Source organism: Euzebyella marina, assembly GCF_003687485.1.
GTDB classification, from domain to species: Bacteria; Bacteroidota; Bacteroidia; order Flavobacteriales; family Flavobacteriaceae; genus Euzebyella; species Euzebyella marina.
The window spans coordinates 2,769,755-2,794,741 of record NZ_CP032050.1 but is presented as its reverse complement, the minus strand read 5'-3'; the positions used below and the strand labels follow the sequence as shown (position 1 = coordinate 2,794,741).

The following is a 24,987-nucleotide window of genomic DNA, read 5'->3' as shown; positions in this document are numbered from 1 at the left end:
GACTACAATAGATTCTTATGAACAAGAAGTCGATTATCGATCAAATCAAAAAACACAAAAAACAACCCAACCTACGGTACAAACTAAAAGAAAAGGTAGAAGTATTTACCAATCTTCTCTTCTATACCTTATTTGACATTGATACTGCCGTTGAAAAGAACTTAGATAAATTGGAAGACCAGTTTGATGGGCTAGTCGATTTAGCATGTTGGGATGTTGATAAGACCTGTAAAGCTGTTTGGTATAGTTATGTGGCCAAATTGCCCAATATTTTGAAGCGTTTGAATTTAGATGCCGAAGCCACGGTCAATTGCGATCCGGCGTCTCTTTCCATTGAAGAAGTATACATGGCTTACCCTGGATTTTATGCCATAGCCATTTATAGGCTGGCCCATGAGCTCTATCTAGAAGGTTTTCCTTTGGTGCCTAGGTTGATGACCGAGTATGCCCATCGTCAAACCGGTGTAGATATCAACCCTGGAGCACAAATCGGCGACTCATTTCATATCGACCACGGTACCGGAATTGTAATTGGTGAGACCGCTATTATTAAAGACCATGTGAAAATATATCAAGGTGTTACTTTGGGTGGACTTTATGTCGCTAAGCATTTACAAAAAACCAAAAGGCACCCTACCATCGAAAACAATGTGACCATTTACGCAAATGCCACCATTTTAGGCGGAGATACCATAATTGGTGAGAACTCGGTGATTGGTGGTAACGCTTGGTTAACGGCTTCTGTACCGCCCAATTCAACAGTTTTTCACACTCCCGAAATAAAAATTAAAACTTTACCGCATGTCTCATAACCTTCTCGATTTGGTAGGCAATACGCCTTTGGTCGAATCAAGAGTTCTCAATACCAACCCCAACGTTAAGTTGTATTTTAAGATGGAAGGGCACAACCCGGGCGGTAGCGTTAAAGACCGGGCCGCACTCAATATGATCAAAAGCGCTTTAGAGCGTGGTGATTTCGACTCCAATTCAAAGTTGATTGAGGCCACCAGCGGAAATACGGGAATAGCACTTGCCATGATTGCCGGAATTTATGGTTTGGATATAGAATTGGTTATGCCTGAAAATGCCACGAAAGAAAGGGTGCAAACGATGAAAGCCTATGGGGCAAAAGTTACCCTTACTTCTTCTGATGTGGGAATAGAAGGCGCCAGGGATTATGCGGAAGCAAAAGTGGCCAACGATGGGTATATCATGATCAATCAGTTTGCCAATGATGATAACTGGAAGGCCCATTATAAGACTACCGGCCCGGAAATTTGGAAGGATACCGAAGGTAAAATAACCCATTTTGTTTCCGCTATGGGCACCACGGGAACTATTATGGGTACTTCTACCTTTTTAAAAGAAAAAAATACCAATATTCAAATCGTAGGTGTTCAACCTACGGACGATTCAAGCATACCCGGCATTCGAAAATGGCCACAAGAATACCTTCCTAAAATATTCGATGCCTCTAAAGTTGACCGAACTATGGAAGTTAGTGAAGAAGAAGCCAAACAAATGGCCATAAGGCTCGCCAAAGAAGAAGGTATTTTTTCAGGAATGAGCAGTGGCGGAGCGGCAACAGCTGCCCTGAGGTTGGCGGAAGAATTGGAAAGCGGTATTATCGTTTCTATTGTTTGTGATCGAGGTGACCGCTATTTATCTTCCGACCTTTTTGGTTGATCAATTTAAGGCCTGTTTCATACCATTTTTAAATGCTTCATAATCTTGAAGGTAGTTATGGCCACCCTTCTCGATGGTAATCAAGTGCTTATTAGTACCGGGAATGGCCTTAAACAAGCGTTTAGATGAATCATAGGGAATTACGAAATCTTCTTTTCCGTGAAAGATATAAATCTCCCCTTCTACGTCTTTGATATATTTGTACGTAGGAAACCTGAAATTAGATAGCAGGCTTACTGCCAGAAAAGGAAAGCGATGCTGACCTAAATCAACAGCACTGTAAAATGGTGATTCTAAAATTAGCTTTTTGGGTTTGTTCATAGAAGCTAGGTAGGTAGCGATGCTGGTACCAAAAGAGCGGCCGTATACCAATATGTTTTTTTCGTCATATCTGTTCTTGGCGTAATCGTAAAAAAGTTGAGCATCTTCATATAGGGCCGACTCACTCAACTCACCTGTGCTTTTTCCGTAGGTTCGGTAGTCAATTAGAATAGACTCATATCCGTTTCGAGAAAACATGTTCGCTACATGTATCAAATGTGAAACGTTTCCGGAATTTCCATGGAAATAAATTATTACTCCCTTTGACTCTGGCTGCTTAATGTGTACTCCATTCAATCGAGCTCCATCCTCTGTATCAATAAAAATTTCTTCGAAAGACTGACAGAAATCGTATTCGTGGTTTAAGGGCATTTTGGATGGAAAGAAAATCAACCTTTCCTGAAAATTGTAGGCCAGCAGGGTTACAAGGGCATAAATAGCTATCAAGACCAAGCCCCATTTTTTTAATCGTCTCATTCAAAACGGAAATTCAATGGAAAGAAAAATACTAATTTAATTAGGTATGTGACAAAAAAAGAAGCGCCCAAAAGCGCTTCTCTTCAAGTATAAGTGTATTGCAGAATTACATTTCTTCGTGTTTTTCAAGTACCAGTTCAACTACTTGTCCATTATCGTCTGTTATAACAATTAAAGAATTAAGACTTTTTTCAGTCATATTCTCTTTATTGCCCACATTTAAGTACTTACTATTTTCTAAGGCCTTGAAAATCTCATTGTCATTGGTTCCGAATAGAAAATCTTTGTTGGCTTCAGAAGTGTAGCTAAATTTAAGTACCTCGTCATAATCTTCATCGGTATCATTATCGATACTCACCGTTTTGAAGATTTTTTTGGGAGTTATAACCCTTCTGGCGTCGATTTTATCTTCGTCTTCTTCGGCAAATTTGATATCCTGTTTCACCACTGTATGAATCTTTACTGATTTCTTGACCAATTTGCCTTCTTCATACATTTCATATTTCTTTTCAGTGGTCTCCTCTGAAATTTCCCTGTCTATTCCTTGGGCGCACATAACGCCTGTTACCATCAACAAACAAGAAAATAATATTTGCTTTGTATACTTCATATTTTCTCTTTTATGATTAAAGCTGCAATTTACGGTCGGTGAAGTACCTTGCTTAGCTCATTGCAACAAAATTTGAAACCATTCAAGAAGGGAAATATGGGCTTAAAGCCAATTTTTACGCTTAAAGTAAATCATCATACCGATAAACAAAACTATCATAATGCCCCAAACCATTGGGTAGCCGTGTTCCCAGTGTAATTCGGGCATATGGTCGAAATTCATACCATAAATACCAGCTATAAAAGTCAAGGGTATGAATATAGATGCCATAATGGTCAGTACCTTCATTACCTCGTTCATCTTGTTACTCATATTACTCATGTACATCTCCATCAAGCTCATCGACATTTCACGATAGATTTGTAGGCTTTCATTGATTTCAAGGGAATGATCCAACACATCTCTTAAGAATACTTTGGTATCTTTCGTAATCAATGGGTTTTCAGAATCGATAAGTCTACCGACCAATTCGCGTACGGGCGAGATCCACCTTCTCACCTTTAATACCTGCTTTTTTAGGTCTTGAATTTCATGGGCAATTTCTTGGGTGGGGTTTTGATAGACCAATTCTTCAAGGGTTTCGATTTTGTCGTTCAAAAATTCTAAAATGACAAAGTAGTTATCGACAATGGCATCTAAGAGTGCAAAAAATAAATAATCTGCCCCCCTACTTCTTATACGTCCCGATTTGTTTCTGACCCTACTTCGAACCCCGGCAAATACATCATCTTCCAACTCTTGAAATACCAAAACACAATTTTCCAATAAGATTAATGCCACATGCTCATATACAAGTTCATTGGTATCATCATCAATATAGAGCATTTTAAAGACCCCAAAAATGTACTCTTCATATTCATCTATCTTAGGCCTTTGATGCGGATTGACCGTATCTTCCATTACCAATGAATTCAGACCAAAACGTTTGCCCACCTGTTCTATGAACTGTTCATCACTAATACCTATGATATCGATCCATGAGGTCATCGGAGGGTCACGATGGGCTACGATGGTCTCTATATCACCAGGGCTGGTAATATTCAGGTCATCGTTATTATATTCCATGATATTGACCACACTGGGTTTTCCCTCTCGTTTGCCCATATACGTGATGGTACCAGGGGCCTTGCCCATTTTTTTGTCAAATTTTGACTGTTTACGGGGCCTTAACTTTGAAAGCAATTTTCTTTTCTTTGGCTTTGCCATAGCTACAGGTATTTTTATAAAGATAGCAAGATGCGATTTTAATGGCTTTATCGATAATCCAATCGATTTAATAAAAGGCCGGAACCCGGCGCCACAAAAGTATGCTCTATACCACTGTTCGGTTGAAGCGAATCTGTAATATTTTCAAGTGATAGCTCTCCCCTGCCCAACTGTATTAGAGCTCCCATTATCATTCTAATCTGATACCGCATAAAACCAGCACCTTTGATATGTAATGCGTAACTATTCTCAGGAAAAAAGCTGGCTTGAATAAGGTCGTTTTTTTTGATAAAACATGATTCGATGGTTCTAACGGTCTTTGTTCCTTCTCGTAACCGTGCAGTATAAACAGAAAAATCGTGGGTGCCACAAAAATGTGTAGCGCCTTCTTTCATTAAATCAATATCTAAAGGTTCAATGATATTGGCTAAAAAAGGAGCACAGAAAGGATGGTTCTTTTCACCGAAAGAGAATAGATAAACGTATTCCTTATCCTTTGCATCTTGTATGATATTGAAGTCCGCAGTTGTCTTTTCAATGTTCGTCGCTCGAATGTCTGGCGGTAAATTTCGGTTGAACGTCTCCTTAAACTCATTTAGATTCTTCAACTCCTCCCCTTCTAAAAAAAGTTCAAATTTCATGGCCAATGCAGAAACTTTTGCATCGGTTCTGCCAGCCCCTAATATTTTATAGCTTCTGTTGGGTAAAACGAATTTCAACGTTTTGAGTAGCATTGATTCCAGCGTTTTTTGCCCCGGTTGATTCTGCCAACCACTATACCTAAACCCTAAATATTGTACATCTATCAAGTAATAATGTCGGGTACTGTACATGCTTTTTATTTGAGACCAAACTAGCCATTTTTTTGTATTTTGTAAAGACAACCTTTTAAAACCACCATTATGACAACCCATCTGAACAAACCCGGCACAGTTTTCTGGGTAGTGGCCATTCTTGCCTTGATATGGAATGTTATCGGGGCCATGGCATATCTCGTCGATGCCTTTATGTCAACTGAGGCACTGGCTCAATTACCAGAAGAGCAAAGACTTCTTTATGAGACAAGACCAGCTTGGGTAACCGCTTCTTTTGCTATAGCGGTATGGTCTGGCGTGTTAGGGGCTATTGCATTATTACTACGCAAGAAATGGGCAATCACCGCGTTTATCATTTCGTTGATTGGAGTACTGGCCCAAAACGTATATCAGTTTTTCTTGAGCAATACTTTTGAAGTAATGGGAACATCGGCTATGATATTTCCTATCATCATCATAATTATCAGCGTATTACTTATATTGTTTTCAAAAAATGCACTAAAGAAGGGATATTTAGGGTAGTCAACGATTTTTTTAAATTTCTCTTTATAATAATTCTATCTTTCCATTTAAATCGACTAAGTAAGTTCCCCCGCATGGGTAGTCAAGACTACAAAAAGTGCGGTTTATCGAATTAATCCAATAAACCAATTTTAAGATTCGTTGTTATTTTTTGTCAATCGAATCTTGATTACTTTACTATGAAACTAGTTGAGAAGCTTTTCACATGGAGGATAACCATTCAACTATCTATTGTAACGTTGGTGGCATTATCAGTACTTAATTTTTACGGACTCTATACCCAGACTTTTCCCGTTTTTAGGCCTGAGAACTTTGCATTTCCCATTATCGCTTTGGTACACTTGGTATTTCTCTATGTTCTCTGGTTTAAAATCACTGAATATGAAGATACCGACCCTCAAATGCGTACTATAGAATATATACTGTATGCAGTGGTTTTGGTATATCTATTTTATTTAGCCAAAACAGTTTACACACTTTTGAGCTACACCGATTTTGAAAACCACGTCATTCCAGTGTCATTTTTACCAATGGCACTAGTTATTCTAGTCTTACAGACGTTTCTAATATTCATGACCGTCTTGGCCATTGGATATAGGAAAAAATTGGTTGGGGATTATAATTTTGATGATATCAGCAGACATATAGATTCTTGGGAACAATAAAAAAAGGCCAGGTTTTAAACCCCAGCCTTTTAATTTTAAACTCATTGCCTACTCTGATTCGATAGTAATTTTTATAACATGTGAGGTTGCAGGTATATTATCAAACTCATCTCCATTGACTATTCTCACCGTATAATTAGGGTCTTCCGGTCCTGTATTCGGATTTCCTTGGCGAATAACTTGGGTCAAACCTGCCCCTGGGTGCTCATCTGCCTCGGTGCCTGCATCAAAGAGGTAAACATATCCGGTCATATCACCATACATCGCTTCCCCATCTTTAAACAAGGGTAAACCTTCAGGTTTAAATCCATAGAACCAATCGTTACTTTGGGCAAACATACTTGCAATCGATAAGTTATAACCTTCTTCTGCCGTAAAAGAGAATTGGTAACTATTCCCCGGACCGATGGGTCCTGCTTCGGATGCTCCAACAGGTGTATTAAAAATGCCATATTGCATCAATTCTTCTTTATTCATTAAAGACTCTGAAAGCATGGCAATCGAACCATCTTCGGCAATTCCCTCCAATCCTTCACCAAAATCGGCCATACCTTTTTCATATAATGGCATATCGCCATCTTTGTGTATAGCCCAAACCCCAGGTGAAAGTGGCACAATCAAACCTGTTGCAGCTTTCGTATCCATAAGTAAATCATCAAGAAAGCCGTCTTCCGCGACATCTTCGACGCCTGAAGTACTACCTATCAATCCGGCGCCAGAAGCAACCTCTCCCTCTACAAAGAATGGTGCTGGTATTGTATGAACGGCATACACTCCGGGCGAGATGGGTACTGCGGCCCTAGCATCTTTTCCCATAGCGGGCACAGCAATAGTGTTTGAATCGGATACATTTTTAATTCTCACCTTGAACCTGGCAGGAGCAATTAACTCAATAGTAACTTTTATAACGTCATTATTTTCAGGAAGCACATTGCCGAAAGAACAGCTATTATCGGTTATTCGGGTAACCACACCATTTTCTTCTTCCCCTTGGTCCATCGCTTCTGGTGCCTGTTGCGGCTTTTGATTAGGTCCCCCGGTTTTTTCATTCACTTCAGTACCGGCATCCCAAAGATAAATTTGGTCAGTTATATCAACAGGGCCGTCACCACAAATAGGTAAGTCGTTTTCATCGTACAGAGCGATACCTTCTTCATTAGGAGCATAAAATAGGTCATTCGACTGTACAAACATGGTAACGAATGACAGTCTGGTGCCCCCATCGCCCGGCAATACATGAGGGCCCGCGTTTATCTCAAACTCATACGCTTCACCAGGAAATAATGGTGCAGGTTCTGATTTACCCATAGGTACGGCAAACACGCCGCTCTCAAAAATGGGTTTTGGAGTTACCACATTTTCTATTGTTACGGTAAAATCAGCAGAATTCAATTCCATTTCCTCTTCTACGTTTTCTTCAGAATCTACCGATGAAGTTTCTGTACCCTCTGTTACAGATTGTACGTTTTCATCAATTTCAGTGCTTGTAATTTCTTCTTCACATGCTGTAAAGGCAACCATTGCGGCCCCCAAGAATACTGGTAATAGTCTTTTTGTTTTCATAATAATGTCGTTTTATGTTGAAAACAAACTAAGCCATACTATATCATCACAAAATCACATAAAAATCAACTTTTATCGAATTTCTGTGAATTTTCTGTGAGCTTTCAACTATTTGAACGACTGACTCTTAGACAGAAGGTTATTGTATTAAAGATTTAGTAAGTGTTTTGATTGTACAATTATCGCCGTGATAATTGTGTGATACTTTTTGTTTTCATTCGTATTTGAGATGATGAAAGAAATTTTAATTATAGAAGACGATCCGGAAATCATCAAGTTGTTGGAGATTCATCTAACGGATTTAATCTACAAGACCGACAAGGCCGTTGATGGTGCCCAAGGGCTAAAAATGGCCATAGAACATTCGTATGATTTGGTTCTACTTGATTTAACACTGCCTACAATGGATGGTGTTGAAATATGTAAACGAATAAGAGCACAGAAAAGCACCCCTATTATAATGCTAACGGCCAAATCAGAAGAAATAGACCGCGTACTAGGGCTTGAAATAGGTGCGGACGATTACATAACCAAGCCTTTTAGTATAAGGGAGCTTCTGGCTAGAATCAAGGCTGTTTTGAGAAGAACCAATCAACAGGGCAAAGCAAAAGGGAATTCAAGCGATATGTCGTTTGAGGGTATGCATATCGATGTCGACAAGCGAAAGGTTCTAATCGAAGGGAACAAAGTTGATCTTTCACCAAAAGAATTCGAGCTATTGGTATTAATGGCCTCGAACCCTGGCCGAAATTATACAAGAACCGAACTTCTAAATATCATCTGGGGATACAATTTTGATGGTTATGAACACACCGTAAACTCGCACATCAATCGGTTAAGGGCTAAGATTGAATCAGATATGGCCAATCCTTCCTACATTCTAACTACTTGGGGAGTTGGTTACAAATTCAATGAAGATATATCGTTATGAGCACAAGAGAAAAAACCTTAACACCCAAATTGGTCAAAAAATTGTGGCTGGCGTTCGTTCTTTTAGTGCTTTTGATGGGGGCATCCTATATTTTCATTACGGGGTATTTTGCGAATAAATACAGTCAAGAAACCACTCAACGGTTAAATGCCGATATCGCCAATCATGTTATAGCCGAAAAATTCAGTGGAGCATCGCCCTTTTTAGCCGACGGAAGTGTCAACAAAGAATTGTTCGGTGATCTCATGCATGATATGATGGCCGTTAATCAAAGTATCGAAGTATACCTTTTAGGTCAGGAGGGAGATATACTTTATTCCGTGGTTCTTGATCCCGAGGATAAGAATGCGGCAAAAAAGGTAGATTTGGCTCCTGTAAAATCATTTATTGCCGATAGTGGGGAAAAATTTGTTCTCGGAGACGATCCAAGAAACCCTGGTGCAAAGAAGATCTTTTCTGCTGCACCCTATAATGTAGATGGTCATCAAGGATTTATCTACATCGTTTTGGCCGGAAAAAAATTTCAAGAAGTAAGCGATAACCTAATGAGCCAATATTTCGCTCGATTGGGGATTGGAGCGACCATTCTTACCATGATTTTCTCGGCTATAATCGGTTTGTTGGCCATTTGGTTCTTGACTAAAAATCTGCGTTTGATTACTCAAACCGTACGTAGGTTTCACGATGGTGACCTTGAAGCTCGCATTAAGAACCCCGAGAAATCCGATATTGAAGTTTTTGCAAAGTCTTTTAATGAAATGGCCGATAGTATCGTTAGTAATATGGACAAGATGCAATCGGTCGACCAATTGAGAAGAGAACTGATAGCCAATGTGTCACACGATCTGAGAACGCCACTGGCCATTTTAAAAGGCTATATCGAAACGCTACAGATCAAAAGGGATAGCCTTTCAGAAGTTGAGAAAGACGAATACCTTCAAATTACTCACGACAATGTAGACCGCCTATCCAATCTTATCAACCAGCTTTTCGAATATTCGAAATTGGAAGCGGAACAAGTGGTTCCCATTAAAGAACCGTTCTCTATCACCGAGCTTTCTCACGATCTTATTGCCAAATTCAAGGTGTTGGCAGACAAGAAGCAAATTGATTTGAAAATGGATAATCCTGAGGACAACTGTTTGGTCTATGCCGATGTTAGTCTCGTAGAAAGGGCATTGCAGAACTTGATCGAAAATGCTTTGAAATATACCGAAGCCGGCGGACATGTGACGCTGTCATTGCAAAAAAAAGGAAACAATATTGAAATTGACCTTACCGATACAGGTACGGGCATACCTGTTAACGAGCAACCTTTTATTTTTGATAGGTACAAGCAAGTAGAAAAAAATGCAAAGAAACATGGCTACGGACTTGGCCTGGCCATTGTCAAAAAAATAATGGATTTACATGACACCACTATCACCGTTTTAAGTAAACCAAAAGAAGGAAGCTCTTTTACTTTTCATTTACCGGCATATCAAATCTCATAAAGAAAAAGCCCCGGTGAACGGGGCTTTTGAAAACTTTCTTTTATAATCCGCTTATAAAACTACCGTATAAATCTTTAAATTGATACCCTTCGGAAAAGCGACTTTTGCTTAATTTTTTGTGGGATACCAGCCCCCACAAAACCAATTCTTTTAAAAAGTAAACATCCTCTTTTGGAAAATCAGGTTGAAACTCCTTTACCAATTGATTAAGTGCCGGAATACTGTCCAACGCCCTTTTGTATTCCTCATCGGTAAAATCGTCTAACAATTCAAACCCTTCCCCCTGAAAAAACCACGTAACTAATTCATCATACGGGGTGATGGCATCTTTTTTCTCTAATTTATTAATCGCCGGAAAGTAATTAGGAAACAAACTTTTCACCGCATCATCGACCAAAATCTCCGCTACGGAATCGGCACCTTCCTGTTCACCTTCATAGACCAACTCAATTTTTCCGGTTATTGCTGGTATAACACCCATAAAATCACTTAATCGAACCATTGTTGTTTCAGAACCTGTTTGAAGAGCCCTTCTTTCTGCTGTACTCAACAAGTTCTCGTAAGCTGTGATACTGGTTCTCGCACTGACCCCACTTTTGGCATCTACATATTCACTGTTGCGTGCTTCAAAACCAATCTGCTCCAATAAATCTTTGGCCATATCGGGTACATATACAGTTCTCGATTGCCTATCGTCTAAATGGGCCTCTTGCTCAGTGATTTTTCGTGCAATTTCTATAGACTCAGGATAATGTGTCAAAATTTGAGAACCAATTCTATCTTTCAGAGGTGTAACAATGCTACCTCTGTTGGTGTAATCTTCAGGATTCGCCGTGAAAACAAACTGAATATCCAAAGGCATTCTTAATTTAAAACCCCTAATCTGAATATCGCCTTCCTCTAAAATATTAAAGAGCGCCACTTGAATACGGGCTTGAAGGTCAGGCAATTCATTGATGACAAAAATGCATCGATTGGCCCTAGGTATCATACCAAAGTGAATGACCCTATCATCTGCATACGATAATTTAAGATTCGCCGCTTTTATCGGGTCGACATCGCCAATCAAATCGGCCACCGTCACATCTGGGGTTGCCAATTTTTCAGAAAAACGTTCGTTTCTATGCAGCCAAATAATTGGGGTTTCATTCCCCTTATCTTCAATCAACTGCACAGCAAAACGAGACATGGGCCGCAAAGGATCATCGTTTATTTCAGAACCTTTGACAACAGGTATCCATTCATCCAGCAAATGCACCATCAATCTGGCCAACCGCGTTTTGGCCTGCCCTCTTAACCCTAGTAAATTGATATTATGTCTAGATAGTATAGCTCTTTCCAATTGTGGAATGACCGAGTTCTCGTAACCCCATACACCTTCAAAACTATCCTCTCCGTTCTTGATTTGCTCTCGCAGGTTATCCCTAAGCTCATCTTTAATATTCTTACTTCGATACCCCGATGCTTTTAAATCGCCCAAGGTTTTTATTTTCAAATGATCAATACTCATATTCTCTTCTCGGTTTGTATCTATTTTATCATTTGCAAAAGGCGCAAACAATACTATTTATAGCAATTATTTTATACGTTTTCTTCTATTGGCTTCGTAGTCTTCAAAAATCATTTCACCCAGACCCTTTAGCCCTGTAAAAAAGGCTTTTCCTTTATTGGCTTCGGTAAAATGCCTAACGAATTGCATTAGATAAGAATCTTGGGCAATCATAAAGGTGGTAATGGGAATGTGAAGTTTACGCGCCTGACGGGCCATGTTGTAACATTTCTCGACTATATAATCGTCTAGGCCCACACTATTTTTATAGTAATTACCATCAGGAAGCCTCAAGCAACTCGGCTTACCATCGGTAATCATAAAAATCTGCTTATTGGTATTTCTTTTTCGTCTCAACAAATCCATAGCCAATCGTAAACCTGCAACGGTATTGGTATGGTATGGGCCTACTTTTAAATAAGGGAGCTCTTTAATGGAAATCGGCCAAGCATCATTACCAAAAACCAATATATCCAGAGTGTCTTTCGGGTAACGGGTAGTAATTAATTCGGCCAAAGCCATTGCCACCTTTTTGGCAGGTGTGATTCGGTCTTCACCATAAAGTATCATACTATGGCTGATATCGATCATGAGCACCGTACTCATCTGCGCTTTGTATTGGGTATCTTCGACGACCAAATCTTCTTCGCTAAGAGAGAAACTACCAATACCATGGTTAACTTGGGCATTTTTCAAACTCTCGGTCATTGAAATATGCTCTAGGCCATCACCATAGCGATATTCCCTTAAATCACCGGTATGTTCATCACCCTGGCCAGATTTGCCCGTTTTATGGTTGCCAGAACCTTGTCTTTTTAATTTACCGAAGATTTGATCTAAGGCTCTTTGCCTAATTAATCTTTCTAGTTTGGCAGTAATCGAAATTTTTCCGTTTCCAGAACCATCTCCTTCATCACCTTCTTGCCCATCGCCCATTTCGCCGCCACCATCTTTGAACTCTTCCCTGATGTACCCTTTCGCCTTTAGTTCTTCAATAAAATCGTCGATAGTATAATCGTCGTCGGTAAGCTCATATTCTTTATCAAGCTCTCGCAACCAATCTATCGCCTCATCAAAATCGCCAGAAGTGTGCGTGATGAGTTCTTGGAAAATTTCAAAAAGTCTTTCAAATGGGGTTTGTTCGGGAGCTTCGTATGGGGTGAAGCGAAATCCGTTTCTAGTATTCATAGCCATTACATAAAATTAGTGTTTTTAGCTGTGAACACCTCTATTTTTAGGAAATGTTAACGGTAAGGAAGTGGCCCACCGTTGGTTGCAGGCCAATCCCTTATCTGTATTAATATCATTCTACTACAGCGAGTTCATCAGTAGATTTCCAGTTACCTCTGGTAAAATCAGGAAATTCTTGTGGGGCGCCATTAGCTGCAACTGAAGCTTCGCTTAGCGGTGCCACCGCGCTCCATAGGCAACCTTCGTACATATTCTGGTCTAAAGGTTCGCCGTTTCTTAGACATTCAACTATTCGGTATAGCATCATAAAGTCCATACCGCCATGTCCACCCATTTTTACCGCAAGTTCGCCCAACCTTTTGTAGAGAGGGTGCTCATACTTTTCATAAATCTTGGCAAGACCGTCGCCTTCAGCCCATTGGTGATGGTCTTCGGTAGCTCCTTCAATACCCCCCTCGATGGCCATACGCGTAGGGAAACCGGCCAATGTACCCTTGGTGCCCTGAATGAGGTTTAACCTATTGTAAGGTCTCGGACTCGTCTCATCCCACTGAACCATAATCGTTCTTCCCAAGTCGGTTTTAATGATGGAGGTACTGATATCACCACCTTTATAGTCTAATTCGTTCCACTGATGATCGGCAGGAAAATTCTTTTCAGCATATAATTTTCTTCCCTTGGCCGGCGATGAAAAAGAATTAATGAATTTGAAATTATCTTCACCACGTGCCAAGTTCATGTATTGTGCCACGGGACCCAACCCATGGGTTGGATAAAGGTTTCCGTTTCTTTTCGCGTAATGATAGGTTCTCCAAGAGCCCGTACCACGTTCAACTTCGTTCATTTGAGAGCGTAGTTCGTGAATATAAGCAGCCTCACCGTGCAAAAGTTCACCAATGACACCTTGACGGCACATATTAAGATATAGAAGTTCTTCCCTACCGTAATTGACGTTTTCCATCATCATACAGTGCTTTTTCGTCTTTTCAGAAGTATCGACAATTTGCCACATTTCGTCAATGGTAAGTGCCAATGGTACTTCAACGAAAGCATGAGACCCCGAATTCATCGCCTCGATAGCCATAGGGGCATGCAGTTTCCATGGGGTGGCGATGATGACAGCGTCGGGTTTCTGCTCCTTAAGCATCTTTTTCCAATCTTCCTCTCCGTTGGTATACAGCTTTATTTTTTTATGTCGTTGACCCTTGCCCGCCTCTTTGCAAGCATCTGCCGATCTTTGGGCCAAATCTTCATATAAATCGGAAATGGCCACCACTTCGGTACCTTCAATGGCCGCAATTTGTTTGGCATGGCCAGAGCCTCTGGCACCAACACCTATAAAAGCAAATCGAACCTTATCTATTTTAGGAGCGGCAAACCCACCCATGTACTGCGCATCAAAAGGTCTTGACGGGCCCAAGAGGTTTGCTTTCGATAAAGAAGGCACCAAGGTAATGCCCGCACCTACTATCGATGATTTTTTAATAAAATTTCTTCTGTTGGAATTCATTTGGTAGTAATATTTAGTTTAGTTCTTAAGGCTTGAACGTACAAGATAGACAATAAAAAGGGAATCTTTAGGTCTTCATATTCAATTGATTTATTTTGATGAAGACAATATTCAAACTATTTTAATCGAGTATGGTGAACTCATTACATGAAGGCTTTTACAGAACAAAACCATTATGGTTGAACGAGCAGTTTGGTATTGAACAATTCCATTTTCCTGAGGTAACCCTGCAACCACCGTTCACGGAAACTATACCTGCCAAAATGCGATTAGGGCATCAAATGGAATTTGTCTTTAAAGACCTTATTGAAAGGTCCGGTGCATATGAAATTCTTCTCTACAATCAACCCGTTCTTTCTGGCAAACAAACCATAGGTGAGATTGATTTTATTCTTGGTAATAAAGAGACCTTTCAACAAATACACGTAGAACTTACCTATAAGTTTTATGTAATCGATAGTGCTATTTCAGAACCGATACATCGTTTAATGGGCCCGAACAGAAGAGACATGTTCTTTACCAAAATGGAAAAAATCAAGAATCGTCAATTTCAATTATTGCACAGCGAGGAAGGGAAAAAAGTTCTGTTTTCAAAGAATATCGACCCTAACTGCATACACCATTTATGCTGTTTTAAGGCGCAACTATTCCATCACTATCTAGAAGAGCAAAGCCATATTAGACCTTTGAACAAAGCCTGTTTATCTGGCTTTTGGATTAGGTTCAAAGATTTTGAGAGTTCAGCTTTTCGAGGTTATCACTACTACATGCCTAAAAAATGGCAATGGGTCATAAGGCCTCATAAAACTGTAGAATGGATGTCGCATTTTGAGACGTTAATGGAAGTTAACCTGAGAATGATCAATGAAAATTCACCTATGCTTTGGCTCAAAAAGAATGATGGAACCATTCAAAAGCTATTTGTAGTTTGGTGGTAATTATAAAGTTAGGGAAGGAAGATAGATTTCTGCTTTTCTAAAATATGTTTCCTCCCCTCTTCTCAATCACTCAAATGTGTAGCTCGTTTTGACCACTTGGGTAACCCTAAAATACCCATGCGCATAGTTATCGGCATTGGTCAAGTTGATGCAGTTGCCCTTAACCGATACCGGGATAGATTCAAAAAGACCCATTCCCCCAATTTGATTGATTAGAATTCGCATGTATTTCAGATAAGCAGGTGATATGGCATAAAAGGAAATATCTACCGTATCTCCTGGTTGAAAGGCTTCCTTTTCGTCGGTATCATCATCCTCACCGATTTCGTAGAACCAATCAACCTTGTTACCATTAACAAATTCATCATCAAATTCTTCAAAATCGGGAAGCAAGTCTCCCCGTTTCCAAAATTTAAAGAAATAGCTGTTGCCTTCCTCCTCTGGGTCTATCAAGGTCATATTTACCTCAAGATCGTCTTCACTAAAACCATCTTCTTTTGATTGCCCTACGACTGTAAGGTCAGGTACAGCAAATAAGGTTTCTTCAGCGATATAGGTTTCATCCTCATAGATTACCTCCAATTGATATCTATGCCCAACAGCGGGAATAAATTCATCAGTGTAATAACTGCCGTTGCCTTGATCAACAAAATCAAATAAATCACCTGTGTTCAAATCAGTAACCTGAATGATTGCACCAGTAATTATCGGGGCATTACCGCTACTGAAAAATTCTGTGGAAGCACTTAAGTCAATCGTTTGTTCATTGCCTTGCGTACCTTTTTCCCAATCGAGACTTGCTTCGATGACCAAACGCGTAGGGGCCGTCTGAACATCAACATCTACCACATCAGTACACGATATGCACAGTAGCGTACTCAATAATGCCAAAAAATGATTTTTATAATTTTTCATTTGATCCTAAAATTTAAAGTTGTAAGTAATGGACGGTACAATACCGAATATGGCCGTTCTGGTAGCTTCATTAGCACCTGTCTCCCTATTTTGGCCAAAAGAAATTGAAGCCGCATTCTTGCGATTATACACATTGTAAATTCCTAAGACCCACTCCCCTTTCCAGCGAGAATTTTCTCTTCTGTCAGGTTGGTAGTTGACCGATAAATCTAAACGATGATAGGCCGGCAAGCGGTCAGAATTACGGTCGGAGTAGCTAGCTACCGATATGTCTTCATATTCATATTGGCCATTGGGGTACGTGACCGGTCTGCCTGTTTGAAAAACCAAATTGGTACCAAAACTCCACTTTTCATTTAATCGGTAAGTGCCTGCCACCGAAACATCATGGGTGCGGTCATAGGGAGTATTGTACCAGTCGCCATTGTTAATACCCAAGCCTCCTGCCCTTCCACCTGGTGTACGCTGTTCCGATTTTGACAAGGTATAGGCGACCCAACCCGTTAAATCGCCCTTATTTTTCCTGAAGAGCAATTCTAGGCCATATGCCCTTGATTCGCCATTCAATATTTCTGTTTCAATAGTCTCTTGGCCTATCAGCTCTGAGCCGTCAATGTAATCGATGCGATTATCGACCGTTTTATAGTAACCTTCTAGTTCGACCGAATAGGCCTGGTCATTGATGTGCCTGAAGTAACCAAGTGCATATTGATTTGATAATTGGGGTTTTATGAATTTTCCACTAGGTGCCCAAACATCGACCGGCGTAACTGAAGTTGTGTTCGATAGTAAATGAATGTATTGGGCCACCCTTGAAAACCCTGCCTTCACCGAAGAATTATCGTTTAATTGATAGGCAATATTTATTCTAGGTTCCCAGTTGTCGAATGTTTCTATGGCATCTCCTTTTTCGTAATAGGTTTCTCCGATAACAACTCCACTTTCGTAAATACCCAATGCGGAATTGTAGCGTACCGGCAAATCATTCAAATATTCATTCATCACTTGTCCGCCAAGCCGATTGAAACGACTATAACGAAGGCCGTACTTGAGTGATATTCTTTCAGAAAGCTTCTGTTCGGCATTTACGTACAAGGCTGATTCCAAGGCCTTTTTCTGATCTAATACCAACGGATTTATCGAAGATTCACTTGAAGTTGGTTTTAACCTACCCGGATCAAATTCATAAAAAATTCCACTGGCACCGAAGTCTAGTTTGAACCTATCGTTAAAGTAGTACTTGAAGTCATATTTCAAATTATAATTATTGATGGAAGCCAGCCAATCAAAATCCTCCATATCAAACCCAATTTTGTAATTATATCTACTTACAATGGCAGACATATTAGAGAATAAGCGGTCATTGAAAATATGGTTCCACCTCAGGTTACCAGAAGAATTACCATAATAGCTGTCAAAAATATCGCCGAACTTAAGAACATCACGACCAAAATAACCGGAGAGATAGACCTTATCATTATCGGTCAATTCATAATTAGCTTTTAAGTTCAAATCGTAAAAACTAGCCCTGTTTTCTTCGCCGGCCAACATTAAGAATAGATGGGCGTAAGATGTTCTTCCGGCAACCAAAAAGGATCCTTTTTCTTTGAATAAAGGGCCTTCTACCGCCAACCTACTTGAAATAGCACCGACACCACCGTTTATCTCAAAGTTTTTATTGTTGCCATCTTTTTGTCTGACATCCAAAACAGAAGAGACTCTTCCCCCGAATTTTGCCGGTATGCCCCCTTTGTAGAGTTTCATGTCTTTTATAGCGTCGGCATTGAACACCGAAAAAAAGCCGAAAAGGTGCGATGTGTTGTAAATAATAGCCTCATCCAATAAAATAAGGTTTTGATCTTGGGCGCCTCCCCTTACGTGTAATCCGCCTGAGCCTTCTCCATTATTGGTTACGCCTGGTAGCATATGCAGGGACTTCAGAATATCCACTTCCCCAAGAACTACTGGCATTTGTTTAACCGTTCCAATATTCATCTTTGCCACGCTCATTTCAGGTTTTCTGAGCACAACGGTTTCAGGTTCGTCTCCCGTAACCACGACCTCTTCTAACTGGGTTGATTCTTCGGCAAGCTCAAAATTCAATTTTTGGTCACGATTAAGTTGTATCTCTTTTACTTGACTATGATAGCCCATATACGAAATGATCAAGTTGTACTGACCGGAAGGCGCGGATAATGAATAAAAACCGTATTCATTAGTTACCACTCCAATGGTGGTACCTTCCAATAAAATTGAGGCTCCAAAAAGGGTTTCGCCATTATCGATATCGGTAATCGACCCATTTATAGTAAAGCTCTGCTGTGCATTTGCCGTAAAAATTGCAGCTGTCAAACTGATGATGCCAATGCAAATTTTAATCAATGGGGGTATTCTCGTTTTGTTTGATATGCTCATACTATTTGTTTTTTGATTGTTGAACACCCTTACTGACAGATGAAAAATCAATTGGTTGCATTTCAAAAGAAAATATTCAAAAACAAAGAAGACACTGACCGTATTTATAAATCAGCACCCTGTCAATTAAAAAATTTGTGGGATGATGCAACCTTGAATATTTTATCTTGTCTTTGATATTGAACTGATACGACATAACAATCGCCATCCTTTAATAATTGGAAACCGAAATTCGATTTACACATAAGGCATTAGTGGAAAAAAGCAAGCTAGGTGACCGAAGCTCACAATACGAATTGTATGAGCTTTACGTCGATGCTATGTATAATATAGGTATGCGTTTCCTTCGAATTAAAGAAGATGCCGAAGATGTGGTACAAGACAGTTTTGTTGACGCTTTTAAGAATCTTGATCAGTTCAAGTACGAGAGTACTTTTGGGTCTTGGTTAAAAAGGATTGTCATCAATAAATGTATCAACTTCCTAAAAATTAAACGAGTGCCTTTGACTCCTATGCAAGAACATGAATTTCATATCACTGATGAGGAGACAGATTGTAAGGAAGAAGCGGTCGACATTAGAAAGGTTAAGCAGGGTATCGACCGACTACCAGTAGGGTATAGACAAATTTTAAACCTCTATTTAATTGAGGGCTATGATCATATGGAGATTGGAGAAGTTTTAGGAATTACCGTATCTACCTCAAAATCTCAATACCATAGGGCCAAAAAGAAACTAATCGAAATTATAAAAGAACTATGATGGACAATTTCGAAAAACACATACGAGAGAATCTCGAACAATTCGATGAACATAGGGCTGACAGAAGTAAGATGTGGGCCGAAATAGAGCAGAAATTATCAAATGAACAGAAAAAGGTGATTCCGTTATGGAGAAGGTCTATTATACAAGTGGCGGCCGCTGTATTGTTGCTTATAGGTTTATCGGGAATCATTGGAATAACCTTCTACGGAAATAATCAAACCGGTTCTAACACCTTCGTATCGCAAGAACTTAATGACATCGACACACACTATCAAGGTTTGGTAGCCTATCAGGTAAACTTAATCAAAGAAAACAAACAACTAAGTGAAGCTGAAAAAACGGAGTTTCTCTCATTTATGGATGATTTGGATAGGGAATATGATGAGCTCAAAATAGAAATGAGAAATAATCTTGACAACGAACTTTTGCTGGAAGCAATTATTGCAAACTATAAAAAGCGTATTGAATTGATAGAGAATTTATTGCGCCAACTGAATGAATCAAAAATTAAAGAAGAAGATTATGGCTATACTCTCTAAAAGGTTGGTATTTTCGTTACTAGCACTAGCCACAATGACACTAGCTATGAACGCTCAGGAGGTAGTTAGTAAAAAGTTGGCGAAGACTTACCCATTCACCGATATCGGTGAGTTCAATATTGAAAATAAGTATGGCAACATCAATATTTATGGCTGGAACAAAGAGGAACTCTCTATTACGATGAATATCTCTGTACAGCATAAAAAGAAAGAAGATGCCCAAGAAGTGCTTAGACGTATTAAGCCTATTCTAAGACATACCGAAAACTATGTTTCGGTTACTTATGAAATTGAGGAAGAGTCTTCAGGATTTTTTACTCAGCTCTTCGAAAAGGCGAATCCGTTCGATACCGATAAAAGCACTATCAAGGTTGACTACAAAATATACTTACCTGTCAAGGCTGAACTTGATATAACCAATAAATTTGGCGATGTTTTTATTGAAGGTTGGCAAGGTGAGCTAAAATCACAAATAGAACATGGTGACATGTGGCTCAATGATAATTTGAACAAGGCGACTATTTCGATTGAATACGGTGAAGTCAAAGCTCGCAATTTAAACTACGGTACAATAGAAGTTAAAAATGGGGCTTTCGATATGCAAGATGCCAAGAGTCTACATATCGTAAGTGACGGTAGCGAAATTGAGGTTCAAAATACTTCTGCATTAGAAATTCATTCAAACAAAGATGAAATCAATCTAACAGAAGTAGGCAGTATGTATGGCACATTACGATTTACCAACCTACATTTAAACCGACTGGTATCTTACGCCGATTTAAATTTAAGGGTAGCCGACCTAAAGGTTGACCATATCATAAAGCCCGACGGGCAAATGAATATAGAACAGGAATCCTCTGAGGTAAGCATTAACATTAGCGGTTTTGCCCATAATTTTAATGCTGTTTTAGAGGAAGGACTGGTTCGGCTTCCTAAAACATTCGAAGGCGTGAAATCGACCATGCTTGACAAGGGTAAAAAACTACGTGAGATAAATGCCTCCTACGGAAATAATGGTAAGGGAGAAATAAACATTAAGGGCAGTAAAGGTATCGTTCTTTTGAAAGAATTATAAGAACTCTTTTGGTTGAAGACTTCTGAGATGACCGGTTCACTTTTTTACAGCACTAAAGTAGGTCCAGGCGATGAATATCAACTGTAGTGGAACCCTGAACCAAAGGTATGCAAGGCCCGGCCCGTCAAAATCGCCTGTTTGATAGTTTAAGTTTTGTTGCGCGGCATAAATATTAGCCGGAAAGAGAATTATAAAAAACCCTATTAAAATCCAGCCCGTTGTAGTAATGTAGGTAGGAATCATAAGACTCACGGCCAGAAGCATTTCAATAACGGCCGTAAAATATACGAGTTCTGTCTTTAGAGGTATGGGTGGCGGAATCATCATTGCCATACCCTCAGGAAACATAAAATGCCCCATAGCCGTAAAAAGCAACATGACCGACATGGCAATTCGTGCGGCCTTTTTAAAATCATCGTTGCCCGTGGCCATTTTTAGAATGAGCAACACAACAATAAATACAGAAAGTAAAACAATAAGTGGCTTCATAAACGGTGACCAAAAATCGTAAACCCAAATAGTTAAATCAATGAATCTGGGTTAAGAAATTCTTTTTCGAATTCTACTTAAGGCTTGAGGAGTGACACCTATGTAAGAAGCCAGATATTTCAAAGGTACTTTTTTAATCAATTCCGGTCTATTGGCAAAAATATCGAGATAGCGCTCTTCTGCTGTTTGGTTGATAAATGAAAGTTCACGATTCCATTTTTCTACTAGATTATATTCCGCGAACACCCTACCGATGATATTGCCTACGCTGGTTCGGGCATAGATTTCTTGAAGGTCATCATACTCAATACACCAAAGAACAGAATCTTCCATAGCCTCTAGACTGTAGTGGCTTGGCTTTCTTGAAACGAAAGAATCGTAGGCACTAGAAAACTCGTCTTCATGGCGAAAGCCAAAAGTGACTTCAATGTCTTCAGATCTGGGTATAAAATAGCGAATAGAGCCCTTTTCCAAATAGCAAAACATGTTTTCTATTTCTCCCTTTCTCAGAATGATTGATTTCTTCGAATAAAATCTTTCTTCCAATTTTGAAATAAAGAATAGCCAATCGTTTTTTGGCATATCTACCATCGATTCAAAATGGGCTTTAATTTTATTGATTGCATGGCCACTTACATTCTTCATGTATCAGTTTTTAAAGTGGCTAAGAGGTACGTTGGGGTCGAAGTACGAATTTCAAAAATGGTCAATATCTACACAAACCAAGATACTTTTGGGTCAATCAGTTCAAAAACTCGTTTAAGCAGTTACAATATGCAATAGGTAATTAGGGAGATGGTGTTTTTCCGTTCCCTTGAGAGCGAAAGAGGCTCATAGAGTCATAATACGATTCATGTTTACTAATTTTTCCCTCGTCATCAAAAGTCAAAATTGCAAACCCATAAATTGAAGTGCTGCGCCCTACCCCGGTTCGACCAATGAAGGTTCCTGTACTTACCCACCTGTAGAAAGCTTGGTTATCGTGTATGACCAAATTCTGCAAATCTGTTTTAAAGTCGGGTATGGTAGTATGCCAATTGTCTACCAAGGCTATCAGCTCTTCTTGATTAGAAGCTTCTAACTTACCATTGGCAAACCTTTTGAAATCATCTGCTAATATGCATTTTAAACTCTCAGATTTATTGGTGTTCCAACAGCCCCAATAGGCGTTGACTGTTTCCTCCATATTTTCAGATGGACTTTCTGAATTGAACGAGAAGTTTGATTTTGATTGGTTTTGACAGGAAAAAAGAAATAGAGTAATAAGTCCATACGATGATAGCTTACATTTCATAGTTCCGAATGGGTTTGAGCGAGTTGGTTGCTTACGACCTAGGGCATCATTCGGGGGAAGGAAGTCTTGAGCCGGTCATTTTTTTGTTTGGCTATTATACCAAACGTTATCTAAGGTAGTATAATTCTTTGATTATAAGTGGTTTTTATAACTCTTATCTCTCTATTAAAGTTAAAATTACTAAGAATTAGGAAATGTTTTTAGTGTATGTAAAAAACATCAAAATTTAATAGAAGAAATTACGCACACCCTTAATATTATAATCTACTTCATCCGGAATCAAGTCACATACATCATAAAAACTTCAGTCAAAAAGGATTGTGACATCTACTTAATTACCAAAACCAAAAAAAAATTCATTCCTGGTGCAACTTTTTAAAAGTCTTGTTGTCTATTAAAACAACAATCAATGAACGAACAGTTATGAAAATACCTAAAATTACTTTATTACTTTCCCTATTATCTTTTTGTACGACCATTTGGGGGCAAGATTCCGACGACGGTTACATTGAATTCAACGACCGTAACAATGTTGTACACGGTGTTTATTTGGGCTTGACCTTGGGCGCAGGTGAAATAGATGATGAGCCTACATACATGACGGGTCTTAAAGTGGCCTATGTGGCCAATCAACAGTTTGAAGTGGGTTTTGCAGCCAATATGCTGTATTCGAGACAAGACCTATATTTCATTGGGTCTAACAGAAATCAAGATTTATTTGCCTTTTATGGCGGCCTTCATTTAGAACCTATTTTCTTCAGTAAAAAATTGGTCAGCCTCTCTTTTCCAGTACTTATTGGAGGTGGCGCCGTCGGCTATATTGAAGACGATTTTGATGAAGACTTTGATCCAGAACTCACCGAAGACGATTTCGATGCCGTATTCATTATCGAGCCTGGAGTGAGTGCCCTGTTTAATTTAAGCAGGTATTTGCAGATTGAAGCTGGCGTTACCTATCGTTTTAGCAGCGAAATCGAGTTGGTACCAAGCCCGATTGACCGTATCGATGGGTTTACGGCATCGGTTGGTGTTAAAGTCGGTGTTTTTAATATGGGACGAAATAGATATAAAAAGAATTTATAATGAAAACAACAAAGGTTAGATGTGCATATTGCCACGATATCATTGAAACGAAATATGTGTATGCACACAACAATCAGGTATATGTTAAAAATAATACTGAACCCAACTCTATGACCGATACAGACTGGTCACCAATCAATTTTCAATGGATTCCGGTATTGCAACTTCAAGAAAGATTAGAAATACAATAATCTCTATAAATCAATCAAAAAATGAAAAATTCATCTAGTTTATTCATTCCATTTTTGCTATTAATTCTATTATCATCATGTGATTATGAGCATGTTCGCGCTCAAGATGAAGTTACCAGTCGTAACCTGAGCCTTTCAGGCTATAACGGACTAAAAGTGTCCAATGCTTTTGATGTTTTTGTAACCTTTACCGATTCAGAAGAAAGTATTATTATCGAGGCTAACGATAACTTACATGACCGAATTATCGTTGCCAGAGAGGGTGATGACCTTATTATCAAGTTGAAAAAGTTTACTTCTATTAAGGGTAGAGCTACGCTGAAAGCTTACATTAAAACAAAAAATATCGAGGATTTTGATTTAAGAGGAGCTTCTACCGTTATTCTTGAAAATTTATGGGAAACAGACCGTGGGGAAATTGAATTAGCAGGATCATCCGAATTTCGTGGTGAGGTGGCTATCAATCATCTAGAAGTCGACATGTCAGGGGCTTCAAAGGCCGAAATTTACGGTGCCTCCCAATCAATGTACGCCGATCTTTCAGGAGCCAGCGACATAAGGGACTACGACTTGGTGACGCGCAAATTGAATATTGAGCTATCAGGTGCTAGTGAAGCTTTTCTGTCGGCCACAGAAACTATTGATATCGAAGCTTCAGGAGCCAGCATTCTGAATTACAAGGGCGATGCCGAAGTTCATCATAAAGAATTACGTGGTTCTTCACAGATAAAAAATAGAAACTAAT

General features: G+C 39.3%; 26 protein-coding genes. 13 read left to right on the top strand and 13 right to left on the bottom strand.

Features of this window, described 5'->3' with window-relative positions:
- Positions 1-17: 17 nt before the first annotated feature.
- Positions 18-812 (top strand): serine O-acetyltransferase EpsC, encoded by a 795-nt coding sequence (epsC, locus tag D1013_RS12060; protein ID WP_121849069.1) that lies wholly within the window; start codon positions 18-20, stop codon positions 810-812.
- The gene (gene cysM, locus D1013_RS12055; protein WP_121849068.1) at positions 802-1,686 is read left to right on the top strand and encodes a cysteine synthase CysM; all 885 of its coding nucleotides are present in this window, start codon (positions 802-804) and stop codon (positions 1,684-1,686) included. Before epsC ends, cysM begins: the two co-directional genes overlap by 11 nt.
- On the opposite strand, the gene D1013_RS12050 is transcribed toward cysM, so the two are convergent.
- The 4 genes from D1013_RS12050 to D1013_RS12035 form a co-directional block, all read right to left on the bottom strand.
- Positions 1,687-2,484 carry an alpha/beta hydrolase gene (locus D1013_RS12050; RefSeq protein ID WP_121849067.1) on the bottom strand — a complete coding sequence of 266 codons (798 nt, stop codon included), beginning with the start codon at positions 2,482-2,484 and terminating at the stop codon, positions 1,687-1,689.
- Between the two features lie 106 nt (positions 2,485-2,590).
- A complete protein-coding gene (locus tag D1013_RS12045) occupies positions 2,591-3,094 on the bottom strand; it encodes a hypothetical protein (protein ID WP_121849066.1) in 504 nt (167 codons plus the stop codon).
- Between the two features lie 102 nt (positions 3,095-3,196).
- Positions 3,197-4,228 carry a magnesium/cobalt transporter CorA gene (gene corA, locus D1013_RS12040; protein ID WP_225621464.1) on the bottom strand — a complete coding sequence of 344 codons (1,032 nt, stop codon included), beginning with the start codon at positions 4,226-4,228 and terminating at the stop codon, positions 3,197-3,199.
- 119 nt (positions 4,229-4,347) lie between these two features.
- Positions 4,348-5,133 (bottom strand): tRNA pseudouridine synthase A, encoded by a 786-nt coding sequence (locus tag D1013_RS12035; protein ID WP_121849064.1) that lies wholly within the window; start codon positions 5,131-5,133, stop codon positions 4,348-4,350.
- A 69-nt stretch (positions 5,134-5,202) separates the two neighbouring features.
- Here D1013_RS12035 and D1013_RS12030 point away from each other — a divergent pair, with 69 nt between their 5' ends.
- On the top strand, positions 5,203-5,637 hold the full coding sequence (locus D1013_RS12030) for a hypothetical protein (protein WP_121849063.1): 435 nt from the start codon (positions 5,203-5,205) through the stop codon (positions 5,635-5,637).
- 179 nt (positions 5,638-5,816) lie between these two features.
- Positions 5,817-6,302, top strand: coding sequence for a hypothetical protein (locus D1013_RS12025; RefSeq protein WP_225621465.1), 486 nt, complete (start codon positions 5,817-5,819; stop codon positions 6,300-6,302).
- Positions 6,303-6,350: 48 nt separating this feature from the next.
- On the opposite strand, the gene D1013_RS12020 is transcribed toward D1013_RS12025, so the two are convergent.
- Entirely contained in the window at positions 6,351-7,865 is a 1,515-nt protein-coding gene (locus tag D1013_RS12020) for a spondin domain-containing protein (RefSeq protein ID WP_121849062.1), read from the bottom strand.
- A 229-nt stretch (positions 7,866-8,094) separates the two neighbouring features.
- Here D1013_RS12020 and D1013_RS12015 point away from each other — a divergent pair, with 229 nt between their 5' ends.
- Positions 8,095-8,796 carry a response regulator transcription factor gene (locus D1013_RS12015; protein ID WP_317125470.1) on the top strand — a complete coding sequence of 234 codons (702 nt, stop codon included), beginning with the start codon at positions 8,095-8,097 and terminating at the stop codon, positions 8,794-8,796.
- Entirely contained in the window at positions 8,793-10,289 is a 1,497-nt protein-coding gene (locus D1013_RS12010; RefSeq protein ID WP_121849061.1) for a sensor histidine kinase, read from the top strand. Before D1013_RS12015 ends, D1013_RS12010 begins: the two co-directional genes overlap by 4 nt.
- A 40-nt stretch (positions 10,290-10,329) precedes the next feature.
- On the opposite strand, the gene D1013_RS12005 is transcribed toward D1013_RS12010, so the two are convergent.
- The 3 genes from D1013_RS12005 to D1013_RS11995 all read right to left on the bottom strand — a co-directional run bounded on the left by D1013_RS12005 (position 10,330) and on the right by D1013_RS11995 (position 14,539).
- Entirely contained in the window at positions 10,330-11,799 is a 1,470-nt protein-coding gene (locus tag D1013_RS12005) for a MoxR family ATPase (RefSeq protein ID WP_121850710.1), read from the bottom strand.
- A gap of 66 nt (positions 11,800-11,865) precedes the next feature.
- Entirely contained in the window at positions 11,866-13,032 is a 1,167-nt protein-coding gene (locus tag D1013_RS12000) for a vWA domain-containing protein (RefSeq protein WP_121849060.1), read from the bottom strand.
- Positions 13,033-13,141: 109 nt separating this feature from the next.
- A complete protein-coding gene (locus D1013_RS11995; RefSeq protein WP_121849059.1) occupies positions 13,142-14,539 on the bottom strand; it encodes a Gfo/Idh/MocA family protein in 1,398 nt (465 codons plus the stop codon).
- 131 nt (positions 14,540-14,670) lie between these two features.
- Here D1013_RS11995 and D1013_RS11990 point away from each other — a divergent pair, with 131 nt between their 5' ends.
- Complete coding sequence (locus D1013_RS11990) at positions 14,671-15,477, top strand: DUF1853 family protein (RefSeq protein ID WP_121849058.1); 807 nt, start codon at positions 14,671-14,673, stop codon at positions 15,475-15,477.
- Between the two features lie 66 nt (positions 15,478-15,543).
- Here D1013_RS11990 and D1013_RS11985 read toward each other — a convergent pair whose 3' ends face one another.
- Positions 15,544-16,392 (bottom strand): DUF4249 family protein, encoded by an 849-nt coding sequence (locus D1013_RS11985; protein WP_121849057.1) that lies wholly within the window; start codon positions 16,390-16,392, stop codon positions 15,544-15,546.
- A 6-nt stretch (positions 16,393-16,398) separates the two neighbouring features.
- Positions 16,399-18,807, bottom strand: a complete 2,409-nt coding sequence (locus D1013_RS11980) for a TonB-dependent receptor (RefSeq protein WP_121850709.1) — start codon at positions 18,805-18,807, stop codon at positions 16,399-16,401.
- A gap of 254 nt (positions 18,808-19,061) precedes the next feature.
- Here D1013_RS11980 and D1013_RS11975 point away from each other — a divergent pair, with 254 nt between their 5' ends.
- From D1013_RS11975 to D1013_RS11965, 3 genes are read left to right on the top strand one after another with little or no spacing between them, the layout of a single operon-like run.
- A complete protein-coding gene (locus D1013_RS11975; protein ID WP_240467914.1) occupies positions 19,062-19,568 on the top strand; it encodes an RNA polymerase sigma factor in 507 nt (168 codons plus the stop codon).
- On the top strand, positions 19,565-20,110 hold the full coding sequence (locus tag D1013_RS11970; protein WP_162987890.1) for a hypothetical protein: 546 nt from the start codon (positions 19,565-19,567) through the stop codon (positions 20,108-20,110). Before D1013_RS11975 ends, D1013_RS11970 begins: the two co-directional genes overlap by 4 nt.
- A 46-nt stretch (positions 20,111-20,156) precedes the next feature.
- Complete coding sequence (locus tag D1013_RS11965; protein WP_162987889.1) at positions 20,157-21,185, top strand: hypothetical protein; 1,029 nt, start codon at positions 20,157-20,159, stop codon at positions 21,183-21,185.
- A 36-nt stretch (positions 21,186-21,221) separates the two neighbouring features.
- Here D1013_RS11965 and D1013_RS11960 read toward each other — a convergent pair whose 3' ends face one another.
- From D1013_RS11960 to D1013_RS11950, 3 genes are all read right to left on the bottom strand, one after another.
- On the bottom strand, positions 21,222-21,674 hold the full coding sequence (locus D1013_RS11960; RefSeq protein ID WP_121849053.1) for a DoxX family protein: 453 nt from the start codon (positions 21,672-21,674) through the stop codon (positions 21,222-21,224).
- Between the two features lie 51 nt (positions 21,675-21,725).
- A complete protein-coding gene (locus D1013_RS11955) occupies positions 21,726-22,319 on the bottom strand; it encodes a Crp/Fnr family transcriptional regulator (RefSeq protein WP_121849052.1) in 594 nt (197 codons plus the stop codon).
- A 142-nt stretch (positions 22,320-22,461) separates the two neighbouring features.
- Positions 22,462-22,968 (bottom strand): ester cyclase, encoded by a 507-nt coding sequence (locus tag D1013_RS11950; RefSeq protein WP_121849051.1) that lies wholly within the window; start codon positions 22,966-22,968, stop codon positions 22,462-22,464.
- Positions 22,969-23,391: 423 nt separating this feature from the next.
- Here D1013_RS11950 and D1013_RS11945 point away from each other — a divergent pair, with 423 nt between their 5' ends.
- From D1013_RS11945 to D1013_RS11935, 3 genes are read left to right on the top strand one after another with little or no spacing between them, the layout of a single operon-like run.
- Complete coding sequence (locus tag D1013_RS11945; protein WP_121849050.1) at positions 23,392-24,051, top strand: hypothetical protein; 660 nt, start codon at positions 23,392-23,394, stop codon at positions 24,049-24,051.
- Complete coding sequence (locus D1013_RS11940) at positions 24,051-24,242, top strand: hypothetical protein (RefSeq protein ID WP_121849049.1); 192 nt, start codon at positions 24,051-24,053, stop codon at positions 24,240-24,242. The genes D1013_RS11945 and D1013_RS11940 overlap by 1 nt, the downstream gene beginning before the upstream one ends.
- Before the next feature lie 21 nt (positions 24,243-24,263).
- Positions 24,264-24,986, top strand: a complete 723-nt coding sequence (locus D1013_RS11935; protein WP_121849048.1) for a head GIN domain-containing protein — start codon at positions 24,264-24,266, stop codon at positions 24,984-24,986.
- Position 24,987 lies beyond the last annotated feature (1 nt).